General features: G+C 62.6%; 18 protein-coding genes, 4 tRNA genes and 1 riboswitch. Of the genes, 18 read left to right on the top strand and 4 right to left on the bottom strand.

Translation table 11 applies throughout. The features are described from left to right. The first annotated feature begins 26 nt into the window (after positions 1–26). From ETQ85_RS06800 to ETQ85_RS06755, 10 genes are all read left to right on the top strand, one after another. Positions 27–1,133 carry a YeeE/YedE family protein gene (locus tag ETQ85_RS06800; RefSeq protein WP_148578291.1) on the top strand — a complete coding sequence of 369 codons (1,107 nt, stop codon included), beginning with the start codon at positions 27–29 and terminating at the stop codon, positions 1,131–1,133. 40 nt (positions 1,134–1,173) lie between these two features. After that, positions 1,174–1,249, top strand: a tRNA-Lys gene (locus ETQ85_RS06795). Positions 1,250–1,290: 41 nt separating this feature from the next. Then, positions 1,291–1,366: transfer RNA gene (locus tag ETQ85_RS06790), tRNA-Lys, on the top strand. A 323-nt stretch (positions 1,367–1,689) separates the two neighbouring features. Further along, positions 1,690–2,538, top strand: coding sequence for a phosphate/phosphite/phosphonate ABC transporter substrate-binding protein (locus ETQ85_RS06785; RefSeq protein WP_148578290.1), 849 nt, complete (start codon positions 1,690–1,692; stop codon positions 2,536–2,538). Continuing rightward, positions 2,535–5,204: an ATP-binding protein gene (locus ETQ85_RS06780; protein WP_148578289.1), complete on the top strand. Its 2,670-nt coding sequence runs from the start codon at positions 2,535–2,537 to the stop codon at positions 5,202–5,204. The genes ETQ85_RS06785 and ETQ85_RS06780 overlap by 4 nt, the downstream gene beginning before the upstream one ends. Beyond that, positions 5,201–8,131 (top strand): EAL domain-containing protein, encoded by a 2,931-nt coding sequence (locus ETQ85_RS06775; protein ID WP_187394603.1) that lies wholly within the window; start codon positions 5,201–5,203, stop codon positions 8,129–8,131. Before ETQ85_RS06780 ends, ETQ85_RS06775 begins: the two co-directional genes overlap by 4 nt. Positions 8,132–8,165: 34 nt before the next feature. Further along, complete coding sequence (locus ETQ85_RS26580) at positions 8,166–8,396, top strand: hypothetical protein (protein WP_148578287.1); 231 nt, start codon at positions 8,166–8,168, stop codon at positions 8,394–8,396. 171 nt (positions 8,397–8,567) lie between these two features. Next, positions 8,568–9,053: an FKBP-type peptidyl-prolyl cis-trans isomerase gene (locus ETQ85_RS06765; RefSeq protein ID WP_148578286.1), complete on the top strand. Its 486-nt coding sequence runs from the start codon at positions 8,568–8,570 to the stop codon at positions 9,051–9,053. 173 nt (positions 9,054–9,226) lie between these two features. Next, on the top strand, positions 9,227–10,297 hold the full coding sequence (locus ETQ85_RS06760) for a GGDEF domain-containing protein (protein WP_148578285.1): 1,071 nt from the start codon (positions 9,227–9,229) through the stop codon (positions 10,295–10,297). A 151-nt stretch (positions 10,298–10,448) separates the two neighbouring features. After that, positions 10,449–10,643 (top strand): hypothetical protein, encoded by a 195-nt coding sequence (locus ETQ85_RS06755; RefSeq protein WP_148578284.1) that lies wholly within the window; start codon positions 10,449–10,451, stop codon positions 10,641–10,643. A gap of 24 nt (positions 10,644–10,667) precedes the next feature. Here ETQ85_RS06755 and ETQ85_RS06750 read toward each other — a convergent pair whose 3' ends face one another. Continuing rightward, the gene (locus tag ETQ85_RS06750; protein WP_148578283.1) at positions 10,668–10,934 is read right to left on the bottom strand and encodes a hypothetical protein; all 267 of its coding nucleotides are present in this window, start codon (positions 10,932–10,934) and stop codon (positions 10,668–10,670) included. A 248-nt stretch (positions 10,935–11,182) separates the two neighbouring features. On the opposite strand from ETQ85_RS06750, the gene ETQ85_RS06745 reads away from it, so the two are divergent. The 4 genes from ETQ85_RS06745 to ETQ85_RS06730 all read left to right on the top strand — a co-directional run bounded on the left by ETQ85_RS06745 (position 11,183) and on the right by ETQ85_RS06730 (position 15,267). Beyond that, a tRNA-Gly gene (locus ETQ85_RS06745) sits at positions 11,183–11,258 on the top strand. Positions 11,259–11,360: 102 nt separating this feature from the next. Next, positions 11,361–11,435 (top strand) — tRNA-Thr (locus tag ETQ85_RS06740). Between the two features lie 71 nt (positions 11,436–11,506). Continuing rightward, entirely contained in the window at positions 11,507–12,448 is a 942-nt protein-coding gene (locus tag ETQ85_RS06735) for a bestrophin family protein (RefSeq protein WP_148578282.1), read from the top strand. 494 nt (positions 12,449–12,942) lie between these two features. Beyond that, entirely contained in the window at positions 12,943–15,267 is a 2,325-nt protein-coding gene (locus tag ETQ85_RS06730) for an acetate/propionate family kinase (protein WP_148578281.1), read from the top strand. Between the two features lie 16 nt (positions 15,268–15,283). Here ETQ85_RS06730 and ETQ85_RS06725 read toward each other — a convergent pair whose 3' ends face one another. Next, positions 15,284–16,222: a GGDEF domain-containing response regulator gene (locus ETQ85_RS06725; protein WP_148578280.1), complete on the bottom strand. Its 939-nt coding sequence runs from the start codon at positions 16,220–16,222 to the stop codon at positions 15,284–15,286. A gap of 144 nt (positions 16,223–16,366) precedes the next feature. On the opposite strand from ETQ85_RS06725, the gene ETQ85_RS06720 reads away from it, so the two are divergent. From ETQ85_RS06720 to ETQ85_RS06710, 3 genes are read left to right on the top strand one after another with little or no spacing between them, the layout of a single operon-like run. Further along, the gene (locus ETQ85_RS06720) at positions 16,367–16,963 is read left to right on the top strand and encodes a cytochrome c oxidase subunit 3 family protein (protein WP_148578378.1); all 597 of its coding nucleotides are present in this window, start codon (positions 16,367–16,369) and stop codon (positions 16,961–16,963) included. 4 nt (positions 16,964–16,967) lie between these two features. After that, positions 16,968–17,240, top strand: coding sequence for a cytochrome C oxidase subunit IV family protein (locus ETQ85_RS06715; RefSeq protein ID WP_148578279.1), 273 nt, complete (start codon positions 16,968–16,970; stop codon positions 17,238–17,240). Next, on the top strand, positions 17,237–18,034 hold the full coding sequence (locus ETQ85_RS06710) for a CbbQ/NirQ/NorQ/GpvN family protein (RefSeq protein ID WP_246128654.1): 798 nt from the start codon (positions 17,237–17,239) through the stop codon (positions 18,032–18,034). The genes ETQ85_RS06715 and ETQ85_RS06710 overlap by 4 nt, the downstream gene beginning before the upstream one ends. Before the next feature lie 357 nt (positions 18,035–18,391). Here the strand turns inward: ETQ85_RS06710 and metH are convergent, their stop codons facing one another. Beyond that, on the bottom strand, positions 18,392–22,105 hold the full coding sequence (gene metH, locus ETQ85_RS06705; RefSeq protein ID WP_148578278.1) for a methionine synthase: 3,714 nt from the start codon (positions 22,103–22,105) through the stop codon (positions 18,392–18,394). A gap of 89 nt (positions 22,106–22,194) precedes the next feature. Beyond that, a riboswitch (S-adenosyl-L-homocysteine riboswitch) is annotated at positions 22,195–22,277 on the bottom strand. A 90-nt stretch (positions 22,278–22,367) separates the two neighbouring features. On the opposite strand from metH, the gene ETQ85_RS06700 reads away from it, so the two are divergent. Continuing rightward, positions 22,368–22,862: a BRO-N domain-containing protein gene (locus tag ETQ85_RS06700; protein ID WP_148578277.1), complete on the top strand. Its 495-nt coding sequence runs from the start codon at positions 22,368–22,370 to the stop codon at positions 22,860–22,862. Here ETQ85_RS06700 and ETQ85_RS06695 read toward each other — a convergent pair. After that, positions 22,859–23,125, bottom strand: a complete 267-nt coding sequence (locus tag ETQ85_RS06695; RefSeq protein WP_148578276.1) for an oxidoreductase-like domain-containing protein — start codon at positions 23,123–23,125, stop codon at positions 22,859–22,861. The two genes, ETQ85_RS06700 and ETQ85_RS06695, sit on opposite strands and share 4 nt — an antisense overlap. Positions 23,126–23,164: the final 39 nt, after the last annotated feature.

The raw sequence follows: 23,164 nt of genomic DNA, 5'->3' as shown, positions 1-23,164 counted from the left end.
CGGGCGCCAGCGCATCTCCAACGACGATGGACGCCCCCACCTCCCTTCCCCTCAGCCTGCCGGCCATCGCCTGGCTGGCCGGTGCCATTGGTGCCGTCTTCGGCTTTGCCGCCCAGCGCAGCAACTTCTGCACGATGGGCGCCATTGCCGACCTCTTCATCATGGAAGACTGGACCCGCCTGCGCATGTGGGCCCTGTCCATCGCCGTCGCCATCATCGGCACCACCGGCCTGCAGGTCGTCGGCCTGATCGACGTCCACAACACGATCTACACCGGCACCCGCGTGCCCTGGCTGTCCCACATCGTCGGCGGCACCCTCTTCGGCATCGGCATGACCCTCGCTTCCGGCTGCGGTGCCAAAACACTCGTGCGACTGGGTAGTGGCAACCTCAAATCGCTGGTTGTCTTCGCCTTCCTCGGCCTGTCGGCCTACATGAGCCTGCGCGGACTCTTCGGCAGCTGGCGCGTCGCCTGGCTCGACCCGATCGCCATTCAGCTCGGCACGGCGCAGGACATCCCCACTCTCCTCGCCGCCCGCTTCCAGCTCGACAGCCGCAGTGCCTGGCTCGCCTGTAGCAGCGTTGCCGCCGGCAGCCTCGGTCTCTTCGCCCTGTCGCGCCGCGAGATGTGGCGCCCGGCGGCGCTGCTGGGCAGTCTCGCCATCGGCGGCTGCATCGTTGCCGGCTGGTACCTGAGCGGCCAGCTCGCCTGGCTCGCCGAAGACCCGGACACCCTGCAGGCCGCCTTCCTCGCCACCAACAGCGGGCGCATGGAATCCCTCAGCTTCGTCGCCCCCTACGCCTACAGCCTCGACCTGCTGATGCTGTGGTCCGACACCAGCCGCATCGTCACCATCGGCATCGCCAGCAGCACCGGGGTCATCGTCGGCTCACTCCTCTCCGCCATCCAGACCCGCAGCTTCCGTATCGAAAGCTTCCGCGATGCACCCGACCTCGCCCGCCACCTCGTCGGTGCCGTACTGATGGGCTTCGGCGGCGTCACCGCGCTGGGCTGCACCATCGGCCAGGGGCTCAGCGGCCTGTCCACGCTATCCCTTGGTTCTGCCCTCACCGTGCTGGCCATTTTCGGTGGCGCCAGCCTGTCGATAAAAATTCAGCTAAGAAACGCTTGACGGATTTTTTAGACGGGCTATAATGCGCATCTCTTCCGGGGGGTCGGTAGCTCAGTCGGTAGAGCAGCGGACTTTTAATCCGTTGGTCGCGAGTTCGAATCTCGCCCGACCCACCAGCAATGGTGGGGCTAAAAAAGCCGGCTCCTGAATGAAGAATGGGTTGTTAGCTCAGTTGGTAGAGCAGCGGACTCTTAATCCGTAGGTCGAGTGTTCGAGCCACTCACAACCCACCAAAGATACCAAGCAAAAGGCCAATCCTCCGGGGTTGGCCTTTTGCTTTGTGGTCCGGACTTGATGCCTTCCTCGCATCGCCTGATGCGCCAGCGCGCCATTTACGCATATGGCAAATCTGCAGGATTTCCCTGACGCGATGCGGAGCCGAAGACTGCTGCAACAAAGCCTAAGCAAAGGTTAAAGTGTGTAAGATTTCCCGACACACTCGCCTCCGGCAAGCCCTGCCCGCCCACCAAGAGCGGGGAGTCACAGCCCTCCACACGTGACCTGGGACCTGCAGGGATTACTGGACGACATGCGATGGACCAATCAGGCACAAGACATGGACACCTTGCGAAACGCGCTCACGCACCAGACACGCTGGCTATCCATCCTCTTTCTCTTGTTCTTTTCCGGGTCTCCTCTGGCCGAGCAGCCGGAGATCACCGTAGGAATTGTCCCGCAGCAGTCGGCGACGGAACTCGCGAGGGTCTGGATTCCCCTGCTCCAGGAAGCCGCCTCCCGCAGCGGGGTTCGTCTGGCGTTCCGGACAGCGCCGGACATTCCTGTTTTTGAAGAACGGCTCAAGCGTGGTGAATACGATCTTGCATACATGAACCCTTATCACTATGCGGTGTTCAGTCGGGCACCCGGATATAAGGTCTTCGCCAAGGAAAAAGACCGGCGCCTGGTCGGTATCATCGTTGTCGCCAAAAATGCCGCCATTTCCGACATCAAACAGCTGTCGGGCAAGGCCGTCGCCTTCCCTGCACCAGCGGCATTTGCCGCAAGCATCCTGCCCCGGGCCGAATTCTCCAGGCAGGGAATTCCGATCGAAGCGCGTTATGTCAATTCCCACGACTCCGTATATCGCGGCGTAGCACAGGGGGTATTCGCAGCGGGCGGGGGCATCAAGCGCACCCTGGAGGCGATCGACCCCGACGTTTCGTCGAAACTGCGCGTACTGACGACAACGCCGAGCTATACCCCCCACGCTTTCGCAGCCCACCCCCGCATCACCCCGGACATCCTGAGCCGGGTGTTTTCAGCACTGAACTCCCTTGACAACGATGATGCGGGCCGCAAGTTGCTCGCCCCCTTGAGCTTCAAGGGGATCGAAGCAGCCTCCGACCATGAGTGGGACGAGATACGTCGTCTCAAGATTGCGCAGGGCATCGGCAGGCAACCATGAAATTTCGGACCAAGACGATTCTTGGCATTGCCCTGATCGAAGGGGTTCTGCTGACCATCCTCGGACTGAGCGTGCTCGGGCAATTGCAATCATCGAACGAGGCGGAACTCGAACGCCGGATAGCGACAACAGCCCGCCTCCTCAGCGCGAGCGTGCGCGATGCGCTGATTGCCTATGATCTCGCAACACTGGAAAGCGTCGTATCGGACATTCTCGGCACAGGAGATCTTGCCTACGTTCGGGTACTCGACCAGCAGCAACGTCCTCTCGTCATGCGCGGGGCATTGCCAGCCGGCACCTTTGCGCCGGACAACAATATCTGGAACGTCACCGACGGGATCTACGACCGTGAAGTGATGATGAACGTTTCGGGGCAGGAATTCGGCCGGATTCAATTCGGCATCGATGTTGCGCCATTGCAGGCATTGATCACCAAGACCCGCAACTGGACCCTATCCATTTCCCTGCTTGAAATACTGCTCGTGGCAGTGTTCTCATCGATTCTGGGCACTTACCTGACCCGCCAGCTTCTCTTGCTGCGCAACGCCAGCCAGACCATTGCCAGCGGCAACCTGTCCCACGACCTGGAGGTAATCGGCAACGACGAACTCGCCGAAACCACTGCCGCGTTCAATCACATGGTGTCCCAGTTGCGGGCCGAAGAAGCGGCGCGGACGATCCACGCGACGCGCCTCCAGCGACAGTTGTCCGCCCTGCGACTGCTCAACGATGTGACCGCCCTCGCCGGCCTCGAACCGGACACCACCCTGCGTCGTGCCCTGAAAGTCGCCACCGGACACCTGCAACTGGAGTTCGGCATCATCAGCCGGATCCAGGGCGACGAATACCGGATTGTCGCGCAAGCCTCGCCCCCCGACACACTCGTCGACGGCGCCAGCTTTCCCCTCGGCGTCACCTATTGCAGCGAAACCCTGGCCAGGGGTGACCTGCTCGCCATTCCCGATGCCACCACGTCGGAATACGCAGGCCATCCGTGCTTGCGCGACTTCGGTCTTGCTGCCTATATCGGGATTCCGATCTGGGTTCGCGGAGAGATTTTCGGGACCCTCAATTTCTCATCAACAACGGGGCGAGCTGTCGATTTCGACAACTTCGACATCGAGTTCGTGCGGCTCCTTTCCCGCTGGGTCGGTGCCTTCCTCGACCGGATGCAAACGATGGCGGAATTGCAGCAAGGCGAAATCTCTCTGCGTGAAGCCAAGGAGGAAGCCGAGTCCGCCAATCGCGCAAAATCGGCCTTCCTGGCCACAATGAGCCATGAGATTCGTACCCCCATGAATGGCATTCTCGGCATGGCACAACTGCTCATGCTGCCGGAAACCAGGGACTCAGAGCGGCTTGACTACACACGTACCATCCTGAACTCGGGACACGCCCTGCTGACCCTGCTCAACGACATTCTCGATCTGTCGAAAGTCGAGGCCGGCAAACTCGAACTGGAATCCGTGGCCTTCGATCCGGCCGAAATTCTTCACGAAATCAAGACCCTGTTCAACCATGCCGCCAGCGCCAAGGGTCTTGAGTTCGAACTGACCTGGTCAGGCCCGGGGCGACAGCGCTATTACGGAGACCCTCAGCGCCTGCGCCAGATGCTCGCCAACCTCATCGGCAATGCCGTCAAATTCACGGCGGCAGGTGCCATACGCATCGAGGCCCGCGAGATACAGCGTGACGCGGATGCGGCCCAACTGGAATTCGCCGTGAGCGATACCGGCATCGGCATTTCCCCCGACAAGCAGGCACACCTGTTCAAACCCTTCTCTCAGGCCGACAGTTCGACCACCCGCCAATTCGGCGGCACAGGGCTTGGCCTTTCGATCGTGCGCAGTCTGGCCGTGCACATGAAAGGGGAAGCTGGCGTCGAAAGCACGCCCGGGAAAGGCTCCCGGTTCTGGTTTCGCATTCCGGCCAGGCTGGCCGCTGTGCTCGCCAATCCCCTGCAGGCGGCAGACAGCACGCAGGCTGACGCCGATGTGTCGCATTTCCGGGGAAGGGTTCTGGTGATCGAGGACAATCCGACCAATCGCAAGGTCATCACGGCCCTGCTTGGCAAGCAGGGATTGAGCGTAATCGTGGCAGAAAACGGACTGCTCGGGCTCGAGACCGTAATGCGTGGCGAAGCGGTCGACCTCGTGCTGATGGATATTCAGATGCCAGTGATGGATGGCTATACCGCCACCGAGCGCATTCGCCAGTGGGAAACGGCAAACCACCGAGCGCACCTGCCCATCGTGGCCCTGACCGCAGATGCCTTCGAGGAAGACCGGCGGCGCGCGACACGCTGCGGTATGGATGACTTCATGACCAAACCCATCGACATGGCCGCCATGACTGCGCTCCTCGCCCGCTGGCTTCCGCCGCAGCCAGCCACCGTGACCGCGCCAGACAGGCAAGCGGATGCCAGCCAGGCCCCTGACGTCGAGAAGATCGAAGCCCTGCTCGGCCAACTACTCCCGCTGCTTGCCCACAACAAGTTCAACGCCCTTGGCAAGTTCAGGGAGCTGCAACACCTCGTCGCCAATACCGCGGTCGCCGACAGGATCACGGAAGCCGGCAAACCTCTGGCTGAAATGCGCTTTGAGCAGACATACGCAAGCCTGCTCGACATCGCCATGACCTGCAAATGGAGCATCAAGCCGGAATGAACGAGCGTCACTCCCGCATCCTGGCCATCGATGACACCCCGGCCAACCTGCTGACTCTGGGTGCCGCACTGAGTGAGGAGTTCGACGTCCAGATCGCCACGTCGGGCGCACAAGGACTGGCGCTGGCCGCGGAAATGCCGCCTGACCTGATTCTGCTCGACGTCATGATGCCGGGCATGGATGGCTTCGAGACCTGTCGACGGCTCAAGGCAGACACCCGGCTCAAGGACATTCCGGTGATCTTTGTCACCGCGCTGAACGACATCGAATCGGAAATCCAGGGACTTGGCCTGGGCGCCGTCGACTACATCACCAAGCCGATCCAGGTGAGCATTGCACGCCAGCGCATCCGTAATCTGCTTGAGCGCGAGCAACTGCGCCGGCAACTCATGGCCCAGCGCGATCAGCTGGCGCTCGAGGTGGCGGAACATGCCAGAACCCAGGTCATGCTGCGCAAACTCACCGTCGCCATCGAGCAAGGCCCGGCGGCGGTCGTCATCACCGACCCGGACGGCACCATCCAGTACGTCAATCCCGGCTTCACCGCCATGACGGGCTACGACGCGACGGAGGTCATCGGGGAAAACCCGCGCATCCTCCAGTCCGGCGAAACCAGCCAAAACACCTACCAGAACCTCTGGCAGCACCTGGAGGCCGGCCAGGCCTGGCAGGGAGAACTGATCAACAAACGCAAGAACGGCGAGCACTACTGGGAAGAATCCCTGATCGCCCCCGTCACCGACGCCTCTGGTGCGATTACCCATTACGTCGCCGTCAAGTCGGACGTCACCAAGCGCAAGGCCGCCGAAGAAACCATCAAAGATGCAAACCGGCAATACCAGGATCTCTTGTCGGCCGCCTCCGAGTTTTCCATCATTCTCACCGACAAGAACGGAGTGATCAGGATTTTCAACCGGGGCGCCGAGCGCATGCTGGGCTATCGCGCCGATGAACTGATCGGCAAGGCCGTTCCGGCAGTGCTCCATGTTGCAGCCGAAGTACAGCAACGCGGTGAAGCATTAAGTGCAGAGCTGGGTCGCCCAGTTGCCGGATTCGACGTATTCATCGCCAAGCTCGATACCGAAGGACAGGATCGCCACGAATGGACTTATGTGCGCAAGGATGGCTCGCACTTGACCGTAGCACTGGTGGTGACGGAGGTTTACTCCGCCACGGGTGAGATCGTCAGCTATCTCGGCATCGCCCAGGATGTTACCGAACGGAAAACCGCAGACAAGAAACTGCAATTGGCCGCCAGTGTGTTCACCCATGCCCGCGAAGGCATCATGATCACCGATGCCGAAGGCACCATCATCGAGGTCAATGACACCTTTACCCGCATCACGGGGTACCAGAAAGAGGAAGTCATCGGTCGGAACCCGCGCATCCTCAAGTCAGGCCGGCACACGCCTCAAGACTACGCAGCCATGTGGAAGAGTCTCTGCGAAAAGAAACACTGGTACGGCGAAGTCTGGAATCGACGCAAGAACGGCGAGATTTTTGCCGAAATGCAGACCATCAGTGCCGTCTGCGATGCCACGGGCAAAACACAGCACTTCGTCGCCCTGTTCTCCGACATCACACCCATGAAGGAGCACGAGCAAAGGCTGGAGCACATTGCCCACTACGATGCCTTGACCCACCTGCCCAACCGGGTCCTGCTGGCCGACCGACTGCAGCGGGCCTTGCTGCAGAGCCAGCGACGCAACAATTCGCTGGCGGTGGTGTTTCTGGATCTGGACAGCTTCAAGGAAGTGAACGACACCCATGGACATGGCGTGGGCGATGAACTGCTGATCACCGTATCGCAACGCATGAAATCGGCACTGCGCGAAGGCGACACCCTCGCGCGCATAGGCGGCGACGAGTTTGTGGCGGTACTGGTCGACCTGGAACAGGCAGAGGATTGTCAGCGGATACTGGAGCGCATGCTGATTGCAGTCTCCGACCCCGTGATCTCCGGTGAGACAAGCCTGCAGGTCTCTGCCAGCATGGGTGTCACGCTCTACCCGCAGGACGGCTCCGATACGGATGTACTGATGCGCCACGCGGACCAGGCCATGTATGCCGCCAAGCAGGCTGGCAAGAACCGCTACCATTTGTTCGATGTTGCCCAGGACAATGCCATCAAGATCCAGCACGATAGCCTGGAGCGCATTCGTCTCGCCTTGAGCCGGCACGAGTTTCTGCTGTATTACCAGCCCAAGGTCAACATGAAGTCCGGCGAAGTGATCGGCGCCGAGGCCCTGATCCGCTGGCAGCATCCCGAACGCGGGCTGCTGAACCCTGCCGAGTTTTTACCGATCACCGAAGATCACCCCATCAGCATTGAAATCGGTGAATGGGTGATCGGCACCGCGCTGGCGCAGATGAGCTCCTGGCACGCCAGGGGGCTGGCAGTGCCGGTCAGCGTAAACATCGGCGCGCGGCAATTGCAGCAGGACTGTTTCGCCACGCGACTCAGCCAGTTGCTGGCAGAGCATCCAAACGTGCAGCCCTGGAGCTTGCAACTCGAGGTCCTGGAAACCTCCTGCCTGGAAGACCTGGGCAAGGTTGGCGCCGTAATGAAAGCCTGCCAGGCCGTCGGCGTGGACTTCACCCTGGACGACTTCGGTACAGGCTACTCGTCGCTCAGCCATCTCAAACATCTGCCGGCGGCAACCCTGAAGATCGACCAGAGCTTTGTCCGCGACATGCTGGATGACCCCAACGACCTGGCAATCATCAACGGCGTGATTGGACTGGCCCGCGCCTTCGGTCGCTCAGTCATCGCCGAAGGCGTCGAGACGGCTGCGCATGCGACCTTGCTGATCTCCATGGGCTGTGAGGATGCTCAGGGTTACGGCATTGCCCGGCCGATGCCGGCGACAGACCTGCCCGCCTGGATATCAGGCTGGCGACACCTGGGCTACGTGGGAAAAACGTGAGGCCGGCAAGTTGAAACGCTCAAACAAAATCCCCATGCTCACCTGGATTCGGCTGCGACTGTTCAAGCGCAACATCCCCTCCGAGATTGCTCGGGCCCGGATACTCATCCAGGCCATTGATCGCGGCGGCATTCCGCTCAATCCGGCCAGAGTGAATGCCATCGCCCGGGACCTTGGACTTGAAGTTTCCCGCCGAGCGCCGGTCGAGCAGACCATTGAACGGATTCGCGCCTGTTTGCAGCGTCACTCGGAATGGCATCCATGAGGCACTCACCAGGCGCCTTGAAGCAGCCCGGGAGATGGGACACCGAGGCGGGTTAACCGGGATGCGTCCACATATTTGTCAGTGTTAAAGTGCCAAAACTTCCAGCAAGCCGCCATTGCGCAGCCTGCAGCGGAATAATTCCGCACTGGATCAAGAAACTTAGGAGCCCTCATGCAAGTAGTGAAAAACAGCGTCGTCACCCTCAATTACAGCGTCACCGATCCCGATGGCGCCCTGGTCGATGACGGCAAGGAACCACTGGTCTACCTCCACGGCGGCTACGACGACATCTTCCCCAAGATCGAGGAAGCCCTCGAAGGCAAGGGTATCAACGAAACCGTGAAGGTCCGGCTGCACGCGGACGAGGCCTTCGGTGAATACGACGCCGAACTGGTACAGATCGAGTCCCGCGACGACCTCCCGGAAGAACTGGAAGTCGGCATGGAGCTTGAGGGCGATCCGGAAGATGGTGAGGAAGACGACGAAGTCATTCTCTATCGCGTCACCGAAATCGACGGCGACAAAGTGGTGCTGGATGGCAACCACCCCCTGGCCGGCAAGGCCCTCGTGTTCACCTGCACGGTTGCCTCCGTACGTCCGGCAACTGCCGAAGAGCTGGCTGTCAGCAGCGTCATCGACCCGGAAGACAGCAACTAAGAGCCCACATTCTTTACACCCTCCTCACGGGTGTGGATTGGCAACCCGAGCGGCGCAGGCCCCTCGGGTTTTTTCTTGCCGTAGACACGCACAGAGGTGCCGCGCAGTTTGCGTACCATCCCGAGCCCTTTGCTACACTTGTCCGCAAAACACACCCCGCCGGCACACGCTTCATGCCCTTTCATTTTCTGCTGACCAGTGGCATCACATTCGCGGCCGACGAGGAATACCTTGAACTGCGCTTCCGCGTCCTGAATTCGCTGATGCTGGTGGGGCTGCTGTCCACCGGCCTGTTCATCGGACTCGACTGGACAGGCATCAACTCACTGGGGCACCGGCAGCTCGCCGCAACGCAGGCCAACCTGCTCCTGACAGCACTGCTGATGGTCGCCCTGCGCAATCGGAAACAACTGCTGCGGCCCATATCGACGACCTTCATCCTGGTCAATCTGATGACTTACACATCAGCGCTGATCTGGGTCACCAACGATGAACTGCGGGTCCTGTGGTTTCATCTGGCAGTGATGTTCTCCTGCGTCCTGCTGGGGTCGCGTTCCGGCCTGACGATGACCGCGCTGTCCATCGGCCTCATTCTCATGGCGCAGCCGCTGATGGCGCCACCTTTCACACCCAACGCACTGACCACCCTGGTCATCAGCCTGCTGGTGACGGGTTTCGGGGCATTCACCTATACCCGGCGCTCGGAATCGGCCTTCGAGCGCTTGCGCATGTCCAACATCGAACTGCGCGCGCTGGCCAGCCGTGATCCCTTGACGGGCCTGCTGAATCCCCGTGCGTTTGGCGACATTGCCAACCAGTTGATCCGCATCTCCCAGCGCAAGGGGCAGACGGCTTCCATGCTGTTCATCGATCTCGACCACTTCAAGCACATCAACGACCAGTACGGACATGCCACCGGCGATATCGTCTTGCGCGCCGTGGCACAGGAGCTGGGCAACCACACCCGCAAAAGTGACGTTCTGGGCCGTATCGGCGGCGAGGAGTTTCTGTTCTTCTTGCCTGACACCACCGCCGACAGCGCCCGCGAAGTGGCCGAGAAGCTGCGCCTGGCAATCCAGGCGATGCGCATATCGCTTGCCGATGACACGCAGATTCAGGTGTCAGCCAGCATCGGCGTGTCGCAAAGCCTGCCGACAGACAGCACCATCTCCGCCCTACAACGCCGCGCCGACCAGGCGATGTACCTGGCCAAGGCGCAAGGACGCAACCGGGTTGCAGGCTGACAGGGAACAAGATCAGCACCAACACCGGCCGCAGGGAGAGTCGTGCACCCGCACGCACTTAAAGATTCCCAAAAACGGCCGATAAGGTTTCTTGTTTGCATCCATCCGCGCTGTGCCGACTCATTGCCAGCTCGCAGTCTTGAGGTCTGCCATGCTCGAAAACGTTGTGATTGGATTCGCCATCAGTGCCCTGCTCGTTGGCAGCATTATCTTTGCGCGACACAGGCGAAGAATGCTGATGGCTCACCGACGCCGGGAACACCTTCTGTCGCTCATCGGCTTCAGTCATGCCGCGCCAGAACGCACCAGCCTGAACTGGTGGGCGCGTTTTCAATTGCGCAAATAGCGGACCAGCCTCCACGCAAGCGGCTCATGGCACCACTTTGCCCGGCCGCATTCGCGCCCAGGCAAGACAGCACAGTCCACCCGTGACAGCCCCGGCGGCAAAGCCTTCCCAGCTCTCGATCGGCAATATTTTGCCGATCAGCAAATAGAGCATCGACAACGGCAGCGCAACCGCAAAGACAGCATTCCCGACATCCTTCGACCGGACAAGCATTCCGCATATCGTCCACAAAAACCGGAACAGTCCGGCAAGGAACAGTGCAAGAAAAAAATTACCGAAAAACGCATCCACGGGCTTAACCACGCTTTCTTGTCAGTTCGGTCCGATGATAACAAAAACCCTTTTTTCACCCCGAGAGCACGGACCCACGCACCAAAGGCGGCGCCAGGGCTTGCCTCCTTCCACTTCCCTTGATACTATTCGGCCTCGCTTTTTGCAGGTTGATGAACTCTTTATCAGGCGAAGAGTTGCAAGCAAAAAGCTGTCTCACCCGGAGCATCCGGCACTCTTTTGCATGCCCGTCATGCAAGGCGTACAAAGCGGCAGTAGCTCAGTTGGTAGAGCGCAACCTTGCCAAGGTTGAGGTCGAGAGTTCGAGACTCTTCTGCCGCTCCAGATTTTCTGCATTTCACCTGGCTCACCAAGTCGGTGGTTTTAACTCTCGGTAATCATGAGAGTCAGATGTAAGGTGGGCGTCCCCATCGTTTGCGTGATTCAGCCCATGTAGCTCAGTGGCAGAGCACTCCCTTGGTAAGGGAGAGGTCGGCAGTTCAATCCTGCCCATGGGCACCACCGAACCCTGTAGTTCCTCGGTCCATTCCCGGTTATTTCTTCGCTGTGCGCTGCTGCGATACCAGGCCCCGATGATCATCCGTGACCGCCCCACCGGCCCCCACCTGTTCTTCATCGTCAAGGGCTCGATCCTCAAGCGCATCCTGGTCCCGCTGGCCGGCAACGCGCTGACGGCAATCCTTGTCACACTCGCCCACGGCGAACTCCTCAATCACAAGATCGTCGTTACCACTGCGCCCTTTTCGCTGATCGGGCTGGCGCTGGCCATCTTCCTGGGTTTTCGCAACAGCGCGGCCTTCGACCGTTACTGGGAAGCACGCAAGCTGTGGGGTGAGCTCATCCACCGCAGCCGCAGCCTGTCCCGCCAGGTGCTGTCGATGGTGCAGGAGAACGGCCCTGCGCTGGCCTCGAATGGCCTGGCCGATGTACGGGTGCGCTTCATCTATCGGGCCATTGCCCTCGCCCACGCATCGCGGCATTACCTGCGCGGCACACCTCCCGGCCCCGACACCAAGCCCTTCCTGCAACCCGAAGAGTGGGAGGCCATGCAGAAGAGCACCAACCCACCGGATTACCTGCTGCAGCGCATGGGTACCGACCTGCGCCTGTGTCTCGACACCGGCCGCATCGACACCAATATCGCCTGCGGCATAGACCAGACCCTGTCGTCCCTTGCCGCGGCCGTCGCCGGCTGCGAGCGGATCAAGGGCACGCCGATCCCCTTCCCCTACGCGCTGCTGCTGCACCGCACCGCCTACCTGTACTGCTTCCTGCTGCCCTTCGGGCTGGTGGACACCCTCGGTGCCACCACGCCCTTCGTAGTGACCTTCGTGGCTTACACCTTCTTCGGGCTGGATGCGGTCGGCGACGCCATCGAGCAGCCCTTCGGCAGCGGACCGGACGATTTGCCTCTCAACGCCCTGTGCCGGCATATTGAAGTGAATCTGCGCGAAGCGCTCGTGGACACCAACATCCCGCCACTGCTGGAGCCGGTGGATTACTGCCTGAACTGAGGCCCGGATGCGCGCCCGGTACGTCCCCCGGCGCAGCCCGGACAGCTGACTCCAGCGCCACGAGCCCGACCTGATCGGCGACCACCGCGCGGTACAGCACCGCGCAACGCGGCCCCATGGAAACCCGCAGATCACTTCGGGCTTGTTCGGGCCCTTAAAAATACCAAGTGGAATATCGACACTGGCGGGAAGGATTTCGGCCATGCGAAGCTGTGCCGAAGCGGAGGCGCTTTTACCTGGATAGCCAACAAAAAGGCCCGTCTTTGATGAAAAACGCCCTGAAAAACACAGATTTCGCTGCCGTTCCAGCAGTCCACGCCCTCCATCTTTATATTTTCAACATCTACGGGTAGTACATTCGACTTTCCTTTCCCCCCGGGGCACCCGTTCGACAGGCACTGAAGGCAACGGATGAGGAGATAGTCGTTTGCTGCATCGCAACAAGGGGACTATCCTCTGGTCTACGGCACCCACATTTTGAAGCGAGAATCAGCGTGAGCGAAATTGATCTGAAACGGTTTTTCCTCGAACAGGTCCGTCTGTTCGAAAGCTTTCCGGCCGACAAGGTCGAGGAAATCGTCCGTCAGGGCCACCTTGCCACCTACGAGGGGAACGAGGCCATCCTCGAAACCGGTGATGAAGGCAAGTTCATCGGCGTGATGATCACCGGCCACTCGGAGATTTCCGTCACCGACAACACGGGCACCCGCTCCGTGATCAGCCAGCTCGGACCAGGCGATGTCTTCGGCGTGATGTCCACCCTCACCGGTGACCGCGTGACCGCCGACGTGATCGCCGGCAACCGCTGCTTCGTGCTGCTGATCCCGTTGAGCGTCTTCAACGCCCAGATCCTGACCAACCCCAAGGCCGTCGGCTATCTGTCGCGCCTGCTCCTCGACCGCATGCGGACGATGTCGGTGGATCTCGTCGCCGACCAGAGCAGCGCCATGAGCAAGTCCGACGACCCCTACGCCCTGTCCCTGCACACCGACACCCCGGGCAAGGTGCTGGTGCTCAATGTCGGTCTCAGCCAGATTCACTTCGGCATCTACGACACCCAGGACCTCGGCTCCGATGTGCACGGCATCATCGACAATTCGGACGACTGCGTTTCCCGCATCAGCGTGGTGGTGGGCACCCAGACCAAGATCCTGACCTGTGATCCCTTCCCGCTCTCCGAGCTGTTCCGGGTCATCCACGACGCCACCAGCCTGCTCGGCGACGGCTTCATCTTCCACCCGGAAGACGTCTCCTCCGTCGGCCACCGGGTCGTGCATGGCGGCAGCAAATTCTCCAGCGCTGTGGTCATCACCCCGACGGTGATTGCCGACATCGAAGCCCTGTCGGTGTTTGCGCCGCTGCACAACCCGGTCAACGTGGAAGGCATCCGCGAGGCCATGAAGCAGCTGCCTGACGTGCCCCACGTGGCCGTCTTCGACACCGCCTTCCACCAGACCCTGCCGCCCTACGCCTACCTGTACGGCCTGCCCTACGACCTCTACAAGCAGGACGGCATCCGTCGCTACGGTTTCCACGGCACCTCCCACCGCTACGTCTCGCTGAAGTCGGCCGAAGTGCTCAAACGCCAACTGGGCGAACTGGAAATCGTCTCCTGCCACCTGGGCATCGGCGCCTCCCTGTGCGCCATCGACCACGGTCGCTCGGTGGACACCAGCATGGGCATGACGCCCACCGACGGCCTGATCATGCCGAGCCGCTCCGGCAGCATCGACCCGGCAGTCATGATCCACCTGCTCGAACATCACAAGATGTCGCCGGAGGCGCTGTCCAACCTGATCAATACCGAGAGCGGCCTGAAGGGCATCTCCGGCATCTCCAGCAACATCCACGACATCGAGAACGCCGCCAGCGACGGCCATCACCGTGCCCTGCTGGCCCACAAGGCCTTCTGCTACCAGGTACGCAAGAACATCGGCGCCTACGTGGCGGCGATGGGCGGCATCGACGTGCTGGCCTTCACCGGCGACATCGGTGAAACCAGCGCCACCGTACGCAGCCTGGCCTGCCAGGGTCTCGGCTACATGGGCATCAAGCTCGACGAGGAAAAGAACCGCAACCTCGGCCCCGTAAGCTCCCACGCCATCATCTCGGCGGACGACTCACCGGTCACCATCCTGGTCATTGCCAACGACGACGAGCGCCTGGTGGCCTGGGAAACCCTGCGGGCCATCGAGCGCAACCAGCTCATCATGGCGATGAAGGAAGAAGAAGCCGAGGCGCCGATTCCGATCGAGATCTCGGCCCACCACATCCACCTGTGCCAGGCCGACGTGGAAAAGCTGTTTGGCCCCGGCCACCAGCTGACCCCCGAACACGAGCTGTCCCAGCCCGGCCAGTTCGCCTGTGCCGAGAAAGTGCACCTGGTCGGCCCCAAGGGACGCATCGCCAACGTTCGCGTACTTGGCCCGACGCGCAAGGAAACGCAGGTCGAGATCGCCATGACCGAGCAGTTCAAGGTCGGCATCCAGCCGCCGATCCGCGAATCCGGCGACCTGGTCAACACGCCGGGCATCACCCTCGAAGGGCCGGCCGGCAGCACCACCATCGAGCGGGGCGTGATCTGCGCCCAGCGCCACATCCACATGACGCCGGAAGACGCCAAGCGCTTCCGCGTGCGCGACAAGTACATCGTGCGCGTGCGGGTCGAAGGCGAGCGGGAACTGATCTTCGGCGACGTGGTGGTACGGGTCAATCCGGCCTACCGGCTGGCCATGCACATCGATACGGACGAAGGCAACGCCGCCAGTATCCGCACCGGCATGCTCGGCTACATCGAGGAAATCCAGAGCCGCCTCTGAAGGCGGGCAACCGGGCTCAGTCCATCTCGGCCCGGTTGCGCCCCTTTTCCTTGGCCAGATACAAGTGGGCATCCGCGCGGCGGAACAGCTGCACCAGCTTGCCGTCGGCGCGCAGCACGTGCGCGCCCCCCACCGACAGCGTCACGCAGCCCCAGCCGGCATTGCTCTGATGGGGAATCCCCAGGGCGTGCACCGCTGCCACCAGGCTGGCGCCCAGCCCGGCATGGGCAGCCGCCGAACAGCGGGGAATCAGCACCGCAAACTCCTCGCCGCCGTAACGGGCCGCAAAGGCATCCCGGACCAGCCCGGCGGCATTGGCCTTCGCCACCACCTCCGCCAGTGTCGCCGCAATGGCCCGCAGACAGTCGTCGCCAGCCAGATGCCCGTAGCCATCGTTGTATTTCTTGAAGTTATCCACGTCGAGCATCAGCAAGCCGAAAGACGCGCCCACGCGGCAGGCCTCCGCCCATTGATGATCAAGACGCAAATCCATGTAGCGCCGGTTACAGAGACCGGTGAGTCCGTCCTGACGGGCCAGCGCCTCCAGCTTGCCGTTGGCGTGAGCCAGCTCGGCACGCAGACTGGCAATACGCGACATGGCTTTCATCTTGGCCTGGAGCACGGCTTCCGGCACCGTTTTGGCGATGAAATCGTCGCCCCCCGCCTCAATCGCGGTCACCAGATTCTCCGGCGTGTCCGAAGCGGTCAGAAAAATGATCGGTGTCCATGCCCAGTCCTGCGTGGCCTCCAGCGCACGAATCCGCTGGGCTGCCTCGAAACCGTTCATCACCGGCATCTCGATGTCCATCAGCACCAGATCAGGCAGCGCCTCCCGAAAGCGTGCCAGCGCCACCTCCCCGTTCTCGGCAACCGTCACCTTGTGGCCGATCACCTCCAGGCGTGCGCCGATCACCGCAGCCACCGCCCGCGAATCGTCCACAAGCAAAATGCGCATAGTCCTGTTCCTGTGTGCTGATAACCGAAGTGTTACTAACGCAGTAAAACCCCAAAACTTGAGGGGACTTTTCGGTGCCGCCCGATGCACAGGAAATTGGGACAGATCAAGGCCGTGCAAGGCCACGCCGGTGACACTGCGCGCATGGATACCTCCCCCGACACATCGCCCCCGCACAGCGGCCCCGCCGCCTCCCCCCCCGGAGACCTGGCGATCTGGTTCTTCATCCTCGCCGAACTGCTCGCCTTCGGGGTGTTTTTTGGCGCCTACGCTTTCGGCCGGGCCCACAACGTCGAACTCTTCAACGAGATGCAGCAAACCCTCGACCGCCAGGCCGGAGCCTTCAACACCGTCCTGCTGATCACCGGCAGCTGGTGCGTGGCCCGCGCCGTCGAAGCCGTCGGGCGCAGCCGCTCCGCCACCGGCGCCCGCTGGCTACTGGCCGGCATCGCCTGCGGCGGTGGCTTCCTGGTGGTCAAGGGCTTCGAGTACGCCGACAAGTTCGGGGCCGGCATCAACCTGTCCACCAACACCTTCTACATGTTCTATCTGTCGCTGACCTTCTTCCATTTCATGCACGTCATCCTCGGCATGGTCATCCTCGTCGTCCTGTGGGTAAAAACCCGCCAGGGCGCCTACGGGCCGGCCGACATGAACAGCATCGAAAGCGGCGCGGCCTACTGGCACATGGTGGATCTGGTGTGGATCGTCCTCTTCCCGCTTGTTTACGTGATGAGGTGAGGTCATGAATACCCGTCAGCTCAACATCGCGTGGGTCATCCTGATCCTCGCCACCCTGGCCACCTTCGCCATTGGCGAAATCGGCGACAGCCTCGGCATCGCCGGCCCGCTGGCCATGGCCAGCCTCCTCGTCATCAGCTTCATCAAGGGCCGTCTCGTGGCACTGGACTTCATGGGCCTGCGCGGGGTCAAATTCTTCTGGCGCGGCCTGCTCCTCGGCTGGCTGCTCCTCGTCTCGTCCCTGATTGCCATCGCCTACTGGATCGCCCTCAAATGAACGCCCCCATGGAAACCAACATTCCCTTCTACGAAGCGTCCGGCAACGAGATGGAAGTCTTCGAGCAGGCCTGGAAAAACCGCCTGCCGCTGCTCATCAAGGGCCCCACCGGGGTCGGCAAGACCCGCTTTGTCGCCCACATGGCGGCCCGCCTCGGACTGCCGCTGTTCACCGTGGCCTGCCACGACGACCTGACCGCCGCCGACCTGGTCGGCCGCCACCTGCTCGGCGACGGGCAAACGGTATGGTGCGACGGCCCGCTGACCCGCGCCGTGCGCGAAGGCGGCATCTGCTACCTCGACGAAGTCGTCGAAGCCCGCCGCGACACCACCGTCGTCATCCACCCGCTGGCCGACGACCGCCGCGTGCTGCCCATCGAGCGCACCGGCGAACTCCTCCACGCGCCAGACCGTTTCATGCTGGTGATGTCCTACAACCCGGGCTACCAGAACTTTCTCAAGGGCCTCAAGCCATCCACCCGCCAGCGCTTCATCAGCCTGCGCTTCGACTTCCCGAGTGCCGCCCGCGAAGAAACCATCCTCATCGGCGAAGCCGCCTGCGACCCGATGCTCGCCAAGCAGCTCGTCTCCATCGCCGGACGCCTGCGCAGCCTGAAGGATGTGGACCTGGAAGAAGTGGTGTCGACGCGCCTGCTGGTCTACGCGGCCAAGCTGGTCAAGGTCGGCCTCGATCCGGTGGAAGCCTGCCGCTCGGCGCTGGTGGAAAGCCTGACCGACGACGTGGAAGTGGCCGATGCGCTGCTGGAGGTCGTGCGGGCAACCTTCGGGCGCTGAGACGCCCCCCACTGGGCTCCGGCGGCGAAACTTTACCCCTCGCGCACGACGCTTTTTGTGTCGCTGGCGACCCAAGCACCGTCGACAGCGACACTTTGTGCGTCGCTTGCGAAGCAAGCCCCCTCGCAAGCGACGCTTTTTGCCTCGCAGGCGAAGCTTTTTTCGACGACAGCGACGCTTTTTGGCTCGCAAGCGAAGCTTTTTCTGACGGTGGCGACGCCTTCCCCTTCGCCTGCAAGGCTTTCAGCGTCGCGACCGTCGCTCGAAGTGCCGCCACCGCCCCACGCGGCCTCGGCGACCGCATAAAAAGAGCCGCCCGCAGGCGGCTCCCGTACAACACAGGCCCAGGCTGGCCGCTTACAGCAGCGGCGCCAGCCAGCGAGCCGCTTCCTCCACCGTCATCCCGGTGCGCCTGGCCCAGTCTTCCAGCTGGTCGCGCCCGATCTTGCTGACGGCAAAGTAATGCGCGTCGGGGTGGGCAAAGTAGAAACCGCTCACTGCGGCGGCCGGCGTCATCGCGAAGCTTTCGGTGAGTTCCATGCCGGTGTTGGCGGTGACGTCGAGCAGCTTGAAAACGTCGCCCTTCACGGTGTGGTCCGGGCAGGCCGGGTAGCCGGGGGCCGGACGGATGCCCTGGTAGGCTTCCTTGACGAGGTCTTCGCAGCTCAGGGTTTCCTCGGCGGCATAGCCCCAGAATTCCTTGCGCACGCGGGCGTGCAGCCACTCGGCAGTCGCTTCGGCGAAGCGGTCGGCGAGCGACTTGAGCATGATCGCCCGGTAGTCGTCGTGGGTGCGCTCGTAGGCGGCCAGACGAGCTTCGATGCCGAGGCCGGCGGTGACCGCAAAGGCGCCGACGTAGTCGGGCACGCCGCTTTCCTTGGTCGCGATGAAGTCGGCCAGGCAGTAGTTGGGCTTGCCGGCCGGGCGCTCATGCTGCTGGCGCAGGCCATGCCAGGTCATCAGCACTTCGCTGCGGGTCTCGTCAGCATAGATCTCGATGTCGTCACCCACCGCGTTGGCCGGGAACAGGCCATACACCGCGCGGGCCTTGACCCACGGGTTGGTGTCCTGCTCGGCGATCATGCGGGCGAGCATCACTTCGGCGTCGGACTTCAGCTCGCGGGCGGTTTCGCCAACGATGTCGTCGTGGAGGATCTTCGGGTAGCTGCCGGCCAGGTCCCAGGTCTGGAAGAAGGGGCCCCAGTCGATGTAATCGACCAGCTCGGCCAGATCCACGTCGATGGCGTGCACACCCAGCTGGGCGGGCACCGGCGGCACGTAGGCGGCATCGGCGTTCCACTTGAAGGGGTTGGCGCGGGCCTGGTTGAGGCTGACCATCGCCACGCCCTTCTTCTGGGCATGCTGGGCGCGCAGATTGTCGTAGTCGGCGGCCACTTCGGCGGCAAAGCTGACGCTCTGGCCTTCGGAGAGCAGCTTGGTGACCACACCGACGGCGCGGGACGCATCCGGCACGTAGATCACCGGGCCGCTGTAATGGGGGGCGATCTTGATCGCCGTGTGGGCGCGGCTGGTGGTAGCGCCGCCAATCAGCAGCGGAATGCCGGCGCCGTCGGCAAAACCGAGACGCTGCATTTCGGCCGCCACGTGGCTCATCTCTTCGAGCGACGGGGTGATCAGGCCGGACAGGCCGATGGCCTGCGCGCCGTGATCGCGAGCGGCGTTGAGGATCTTGTCGCAGGACACCATCACACCCAGGTCCACCACGTCGTAGCCGTTGCAGCCGAGCACCACGCCGACGATGTTCTTGCCGATGTCGTGCACGTCGCCCTTCACCGTGGCCATGATGATCTTGCCCTTGCTGGTGGCGCCGGTACGCAGCTTTTCCGCCTCGATGTACGGAATCAGGTGGGCCACGGCCTGCTTCATCACGCGGGCCGACTTGACCACCTGGGGCAGGAACATCTTGCCGGCGCCAAACAGGTCGCCGACCACGTTCATGCCGGCCATCAGCGGGCCTTCGATCACCGACAGGGGCGGCTTGCCTTCGGCTTCGAGCTTGGCGCGCACCTCCTCGGTGTCCACCACCACGAAGTCGGTGATGCCCTTGACCAGCGCGTGACTCAGGCGGGCCTCGACAGGCTGCTCGCGCCAGGAAAGATCGGGGCCGCTGTCCTTGGCCTTGCCTTCCTTCACCGTCACGGCAAATTCCACCAGTGCCTCGCCGGCACCCGGGTGGCGGTTGAGGACCACGTCCTCGACCTTGTCGCGCAGCACCGGGTCGAGGTCATCGTAAACACCGAGCATGCCGGCGTTGACGATGCCCATGCTCATGCCGGCCTTGATGGCGTGGAACAGGAAGACCGTGTGAATGGCCTCGCGCACCGCGTCGTTGCCGCGGAAGCTGAAGGACACGTTGGAGACGCCGCCGCTGATCTTGGCGTAGGGCAGGTTCTGTTTGATCCACGCCACAGCGTTGATGAAGTCCACGGCGTAGTTGTCGTGTTCCTCGATGCCGGTGGCAATGGCGAAGATGTTCGGGTCGAAGATGATGTCTTCGGGCGGAAAGCCAATGCCGACCAGCAAGTCGTAGGCACGCTTGCAGATCTCGGTCTTCCTGGCGTAGGTGTCGGCCTGGCCCTTTTCGTCGAAGGCCATGACGATCACCGCGGCGCCGTAATGGCGGCACAGGCGCGCCTGACGCAGAAACTCGGGCTCGCCTTCCTTCATGGAGATCGAGTTGACCACGCCCTTGCCCTGGATGCACTTCAGGCCGGCCTCGATGACGCTCCACTTGGACGAGTCGATCATGATCGGCACGCGCGAAATGTCCGGCTCGGAGGCGATCAGCTGGAGGAACTTCTCCATCGCCGCCATGGAGTCGAGCATGGCCTCGTCCATGTTGATGTCGATGACCTGGGCGCCGTTTTCCACCTGCTGACGGGCCACCGCCAGGGCGTCGTCGAAACGGCCTTCGAGAATCATCTTGGCGAAGGCGCGCGAGCCGGTGACGTTGGTGCGCTCGCCGACGTTCACGAACAGCGACTCGGGGCCGACGTTGAAGGGCTCGAGACCCGACAGGCGCAGCTTTTTCTCGATGCTCGGCACGCTGCGCGGGGTGACCAGCGAGACGGCTTCGGCAATCGCCTTGATGTGCGCCGGCGAGGTGCCGCAGCAGCCGCCGACGATATTCACCAGGCCGCTGCGCGCCCACTCGACGATGTCACCGGCCAGCTGCTCGGGCGTTTCGTCGTAGCCGGTGGGCGACAGGGGGTTGGGCAGGCCGGCGTTGGGGTGGGCCGAAACAAAGGTGTCGCAGACATTCGACAGCTCATCCACGTAGGCACGCAGCTCCTTGGCGCCCAGCGCGCAGTTGAGGCCGAAGCTGATCGGCTGCGCGTGGCTCAGGGAGTTCCAGAAAGCCTCGGCGGTCTGCCCCGACAGGGTGCGGCCGGAGGCGTCGGTAATGGTGCCGGAGATCATCACCGGCAGACGACGGCCGAGGTCGGCGTAGAGCTTCTCGACGGCAAAGACGGCGGCCTTGGCATTCAGCGTGTCGAAAATGGTTTCGATCAGCAGGATGTCGGCGCCGCCCTCCATCAGGCCGCGGGCGGAGTCGTAGTAGTCATCAACGAGCGCATCGAAGGTGACGTTGCGAAAGCCCGGATCGTTCACGTCCGGCGAGATCGACAAGGTCCGCGAGGTCGGTCCGAGCACGCCGGCACAAAAGCGCGGCTTGGACGGGTTGGCAGCGGTGAATTCGTCGCACAGGTCGCGCACCAGCCTGGCGCCGGCCACGTTGAGTTCGTAGGCGAGGTCGGACAGGTGGTAGTCGGCCTGCGACACGCGGGTGGCGTTGAAGGTGCAGGTCTCGATGATGTCGGCGCCGGCTTCCAGGTAGGCCCGGTGGATGCCACCAACCACGTCGGGGCGGGTCAGCACCAGCAGGTCGTTGTTGCCCTTCAGGTCCCGCGGATGATCCGCAAAGCGCGCGCCCCGATAGTCGGCCTCGCCAAGCTTGTGCTGCTGGATCATGGTGCCCATTGCGCCATCCAGGATCAGGATGCGGTGGGTCAGGAGGGACTGGAGTTCGGGCGTGCGGTCGGCTTGCATGGATCTACCTCAGTGGTGCGTATGTACACAGCCGGAAGGTGACGCAGCAGCGACGCAAAAGCGAACGGCGCGGCAAACCCGGCTGGAAAGGTTTGCGAGCGCCGTTGTGATTGCCGAGCCTGGCCTGTTTCACAAAGATACCGCTGAACAGGTCGCAACGCCCCTCGACAAGGGCGAGATTGTAGCGTTCCGGCGCCTGCCTTGCCAAGGCTTCAGCAGGGGACGTTATGCTGCGCATTCCAGCCTCCCCGGACTGCCTTCGATGCCACTCCTGCTGACGATCGCCCTGCGCCTCGCGGCCTGCTTCGCCGTCAGCTATCTGGCCTACCGCGAGGTGGGGCCAACGACCATGATGCTGACGCTGCCGCTGTGGGGTGCCGCGCTGGCCCGCCCGATCATCGAGGGCGTGCCAGCCTTGCTGCGCTGGGCCGGCCATCTGCACCTGCAGGCCTGGGAAGGACGTTATTACGAGTTCGACGGGCGGCAGGTTCGCGTGGTGACGCTCGGCGACACCCTGTGGTTTGCCGAGCCGGACGTGGTCGCGATTCTCGGCTGGGCGCCGGAGGCTGTCCGGCGCAAGCTCGGCCGCAACGAATACGGCCCCCTCGGCGAAGGCCGCCTGATGGGCTTCCCGGAACAGGCGCTAGGCCGTCTGCTGGACGGCGATGCCAGCCCGCAGGCCCTGCGCTTTCGCCTGTGGATGGCGCGCGAAGTGATCTTTCCGCACCGCGAACGCCTGCGTCGGGGCCCCCCTTAACCGCCGCGGCCTTGTGCAGCCTGCTGCCACAGGGCCCGCGCATCCTCCCGCCACCCGTGCAGCGCCGTGTAATACCCCTCCCAAACACAGCCATTGCAGCCGCGGCCGCAGCAGGTGGTGGGCGGCGGAGGCGGATTGCGGTGTCCGATGGCCCGGCTGGCAAGAAGATCGCGAATGTCGGCGATCTGCGCCTCGGCCTCGGCGAGATTCGCCGGGCGACGGTCGAAGGGGCGGCAAAGCGAAGGGCTGAGGGACGGGTTCATGGCGCGATCTCCGGCGGGGTCGCGAACATACCATCGGAG

This window comes from Zoogloea oleivorans (assembly GCF_008107625.1).
Classification (GTDB): Bacteria; Pseudomonadota; Gammaproteobacteria; order Burkholderiales; family Rhodocyclaceae; genus Zoogloea; species Zoogloea oleivorans.
This window is presented reverse-complemented; position numbering and strand designations above follow the sequence as displayed.

Bases quoted from the DNA above. Each gene is read 5' to 3' on its own strand.
- ETQ85_RS06800 (WP_148578291.1), top strand. From the start codon at position 27: ATGGACGCCCCCACCTCCCTTCCCCTCAGCCTGCCGGCCATCGCCTGG.
- ETQ85_RS06785 (WP_148578290.1), top strand. From the start codon at position 1,690: ATGGACACCTTGCGAAACGCGCTCACGCACCAGACACGCTGGCTATCC.
- ETQ85_RS06780 (WP_148578289.1), top strand. From the start codon at position 2,535: ATGAAATTTCGGACCAAGACGATTCTTGGCATTGCCCTGATCGAAGGG.
- ETQ85_RS06775 (WP_187394603.1), top strand. From the start codon at position 5,201: ATGAACGAGCGTCACTCCCGCATCCTGGCCATCGATGACACCCCGGCC.
- ETQ85_RS26580 (WP_148578287.1), top strand. From the start codon at position 8,166: ATGCTCACCTGGATTCGGCTGCGACTGTTCAAGCGCAACATCCCCTCC.
- ETQ85_RS06765 (WP_148578286.1), top strand. From the start codon at position 8,568: ATGCAAGTAGTGAAAAACAGCGTCGTCACCCTCAATTACAGCGTCACC.
- ETQ85_RS06760 (WP_148578285.1), top strand. From the start codon at position 9,227: ATGCCCTTTCATTTTCTGCTGACCAGTGGCATCACATTCGCGGCCGAC.
- ETQ85_RS06755 (WP_148578284.1), top strand. From the start codon at position 10,449: ATGCTCGAAAACGTTGTGATTGGATTCGCCATCAGTGCCCTGCTCGTT.
- ETQ85_RS06735 (WP_148578282.1), top strand. From the start codon at position 11,507: ATGATCATCCGTGACCGCCCCACCGGCCCCCACCTGTTCTTCATCGTC.
- ETQ85_RS06725 (WP_148578280.1), bottom strand. From the start codon at position 16,222: ATGCGCATTTTGCTTGTGGACGATTCGCGGGCGGTGGCTGCGGTGATC.
- ETQ85_RS06720 (WP_148578378.1), top strand. From the start codon at position 16,367: ATGGATACCTCCCCCGACACATCGCCCCCGCACAGCGGCCCCGCCGCC.
- ETQ85_RS06715 (WP_148578279.1), top strand. From the start codon at position 16,968: ATGAATACCCGTCAGCTCAACATCGCGTGGGTCATCCTGATCCTCGCC.
- ETQ85_RS06710 (WP_246128654.1), top strand. From the start codon at position 17,237: ATGAACGCCCCCATGGAAACCAACATTCCCTTCTACGAAGCGTCCGGC.
- metH (WP_148578278.1), bottom strand. From the start codon at position 22,105: ATGCAAGCCGACCGCACGCCCGAACTCCAGTCCCTCCTGACCCACCGC.
- ETQ85_RS06700 (WP_148578277.1), top strand. From the start codon at position 22,368: ATGCCACTCCTGCTGACGATCGCCCTGCGCCTCGCGGCCTGCTTCGCC.
- ETQ85_RS06695 (WP_148578276.1), bottom strand. From the start codon at position 23,125: ATGAACCCGTCCCTCAGCCCTTCGCTTTGCCGCCCCTTCGACCGTCGC.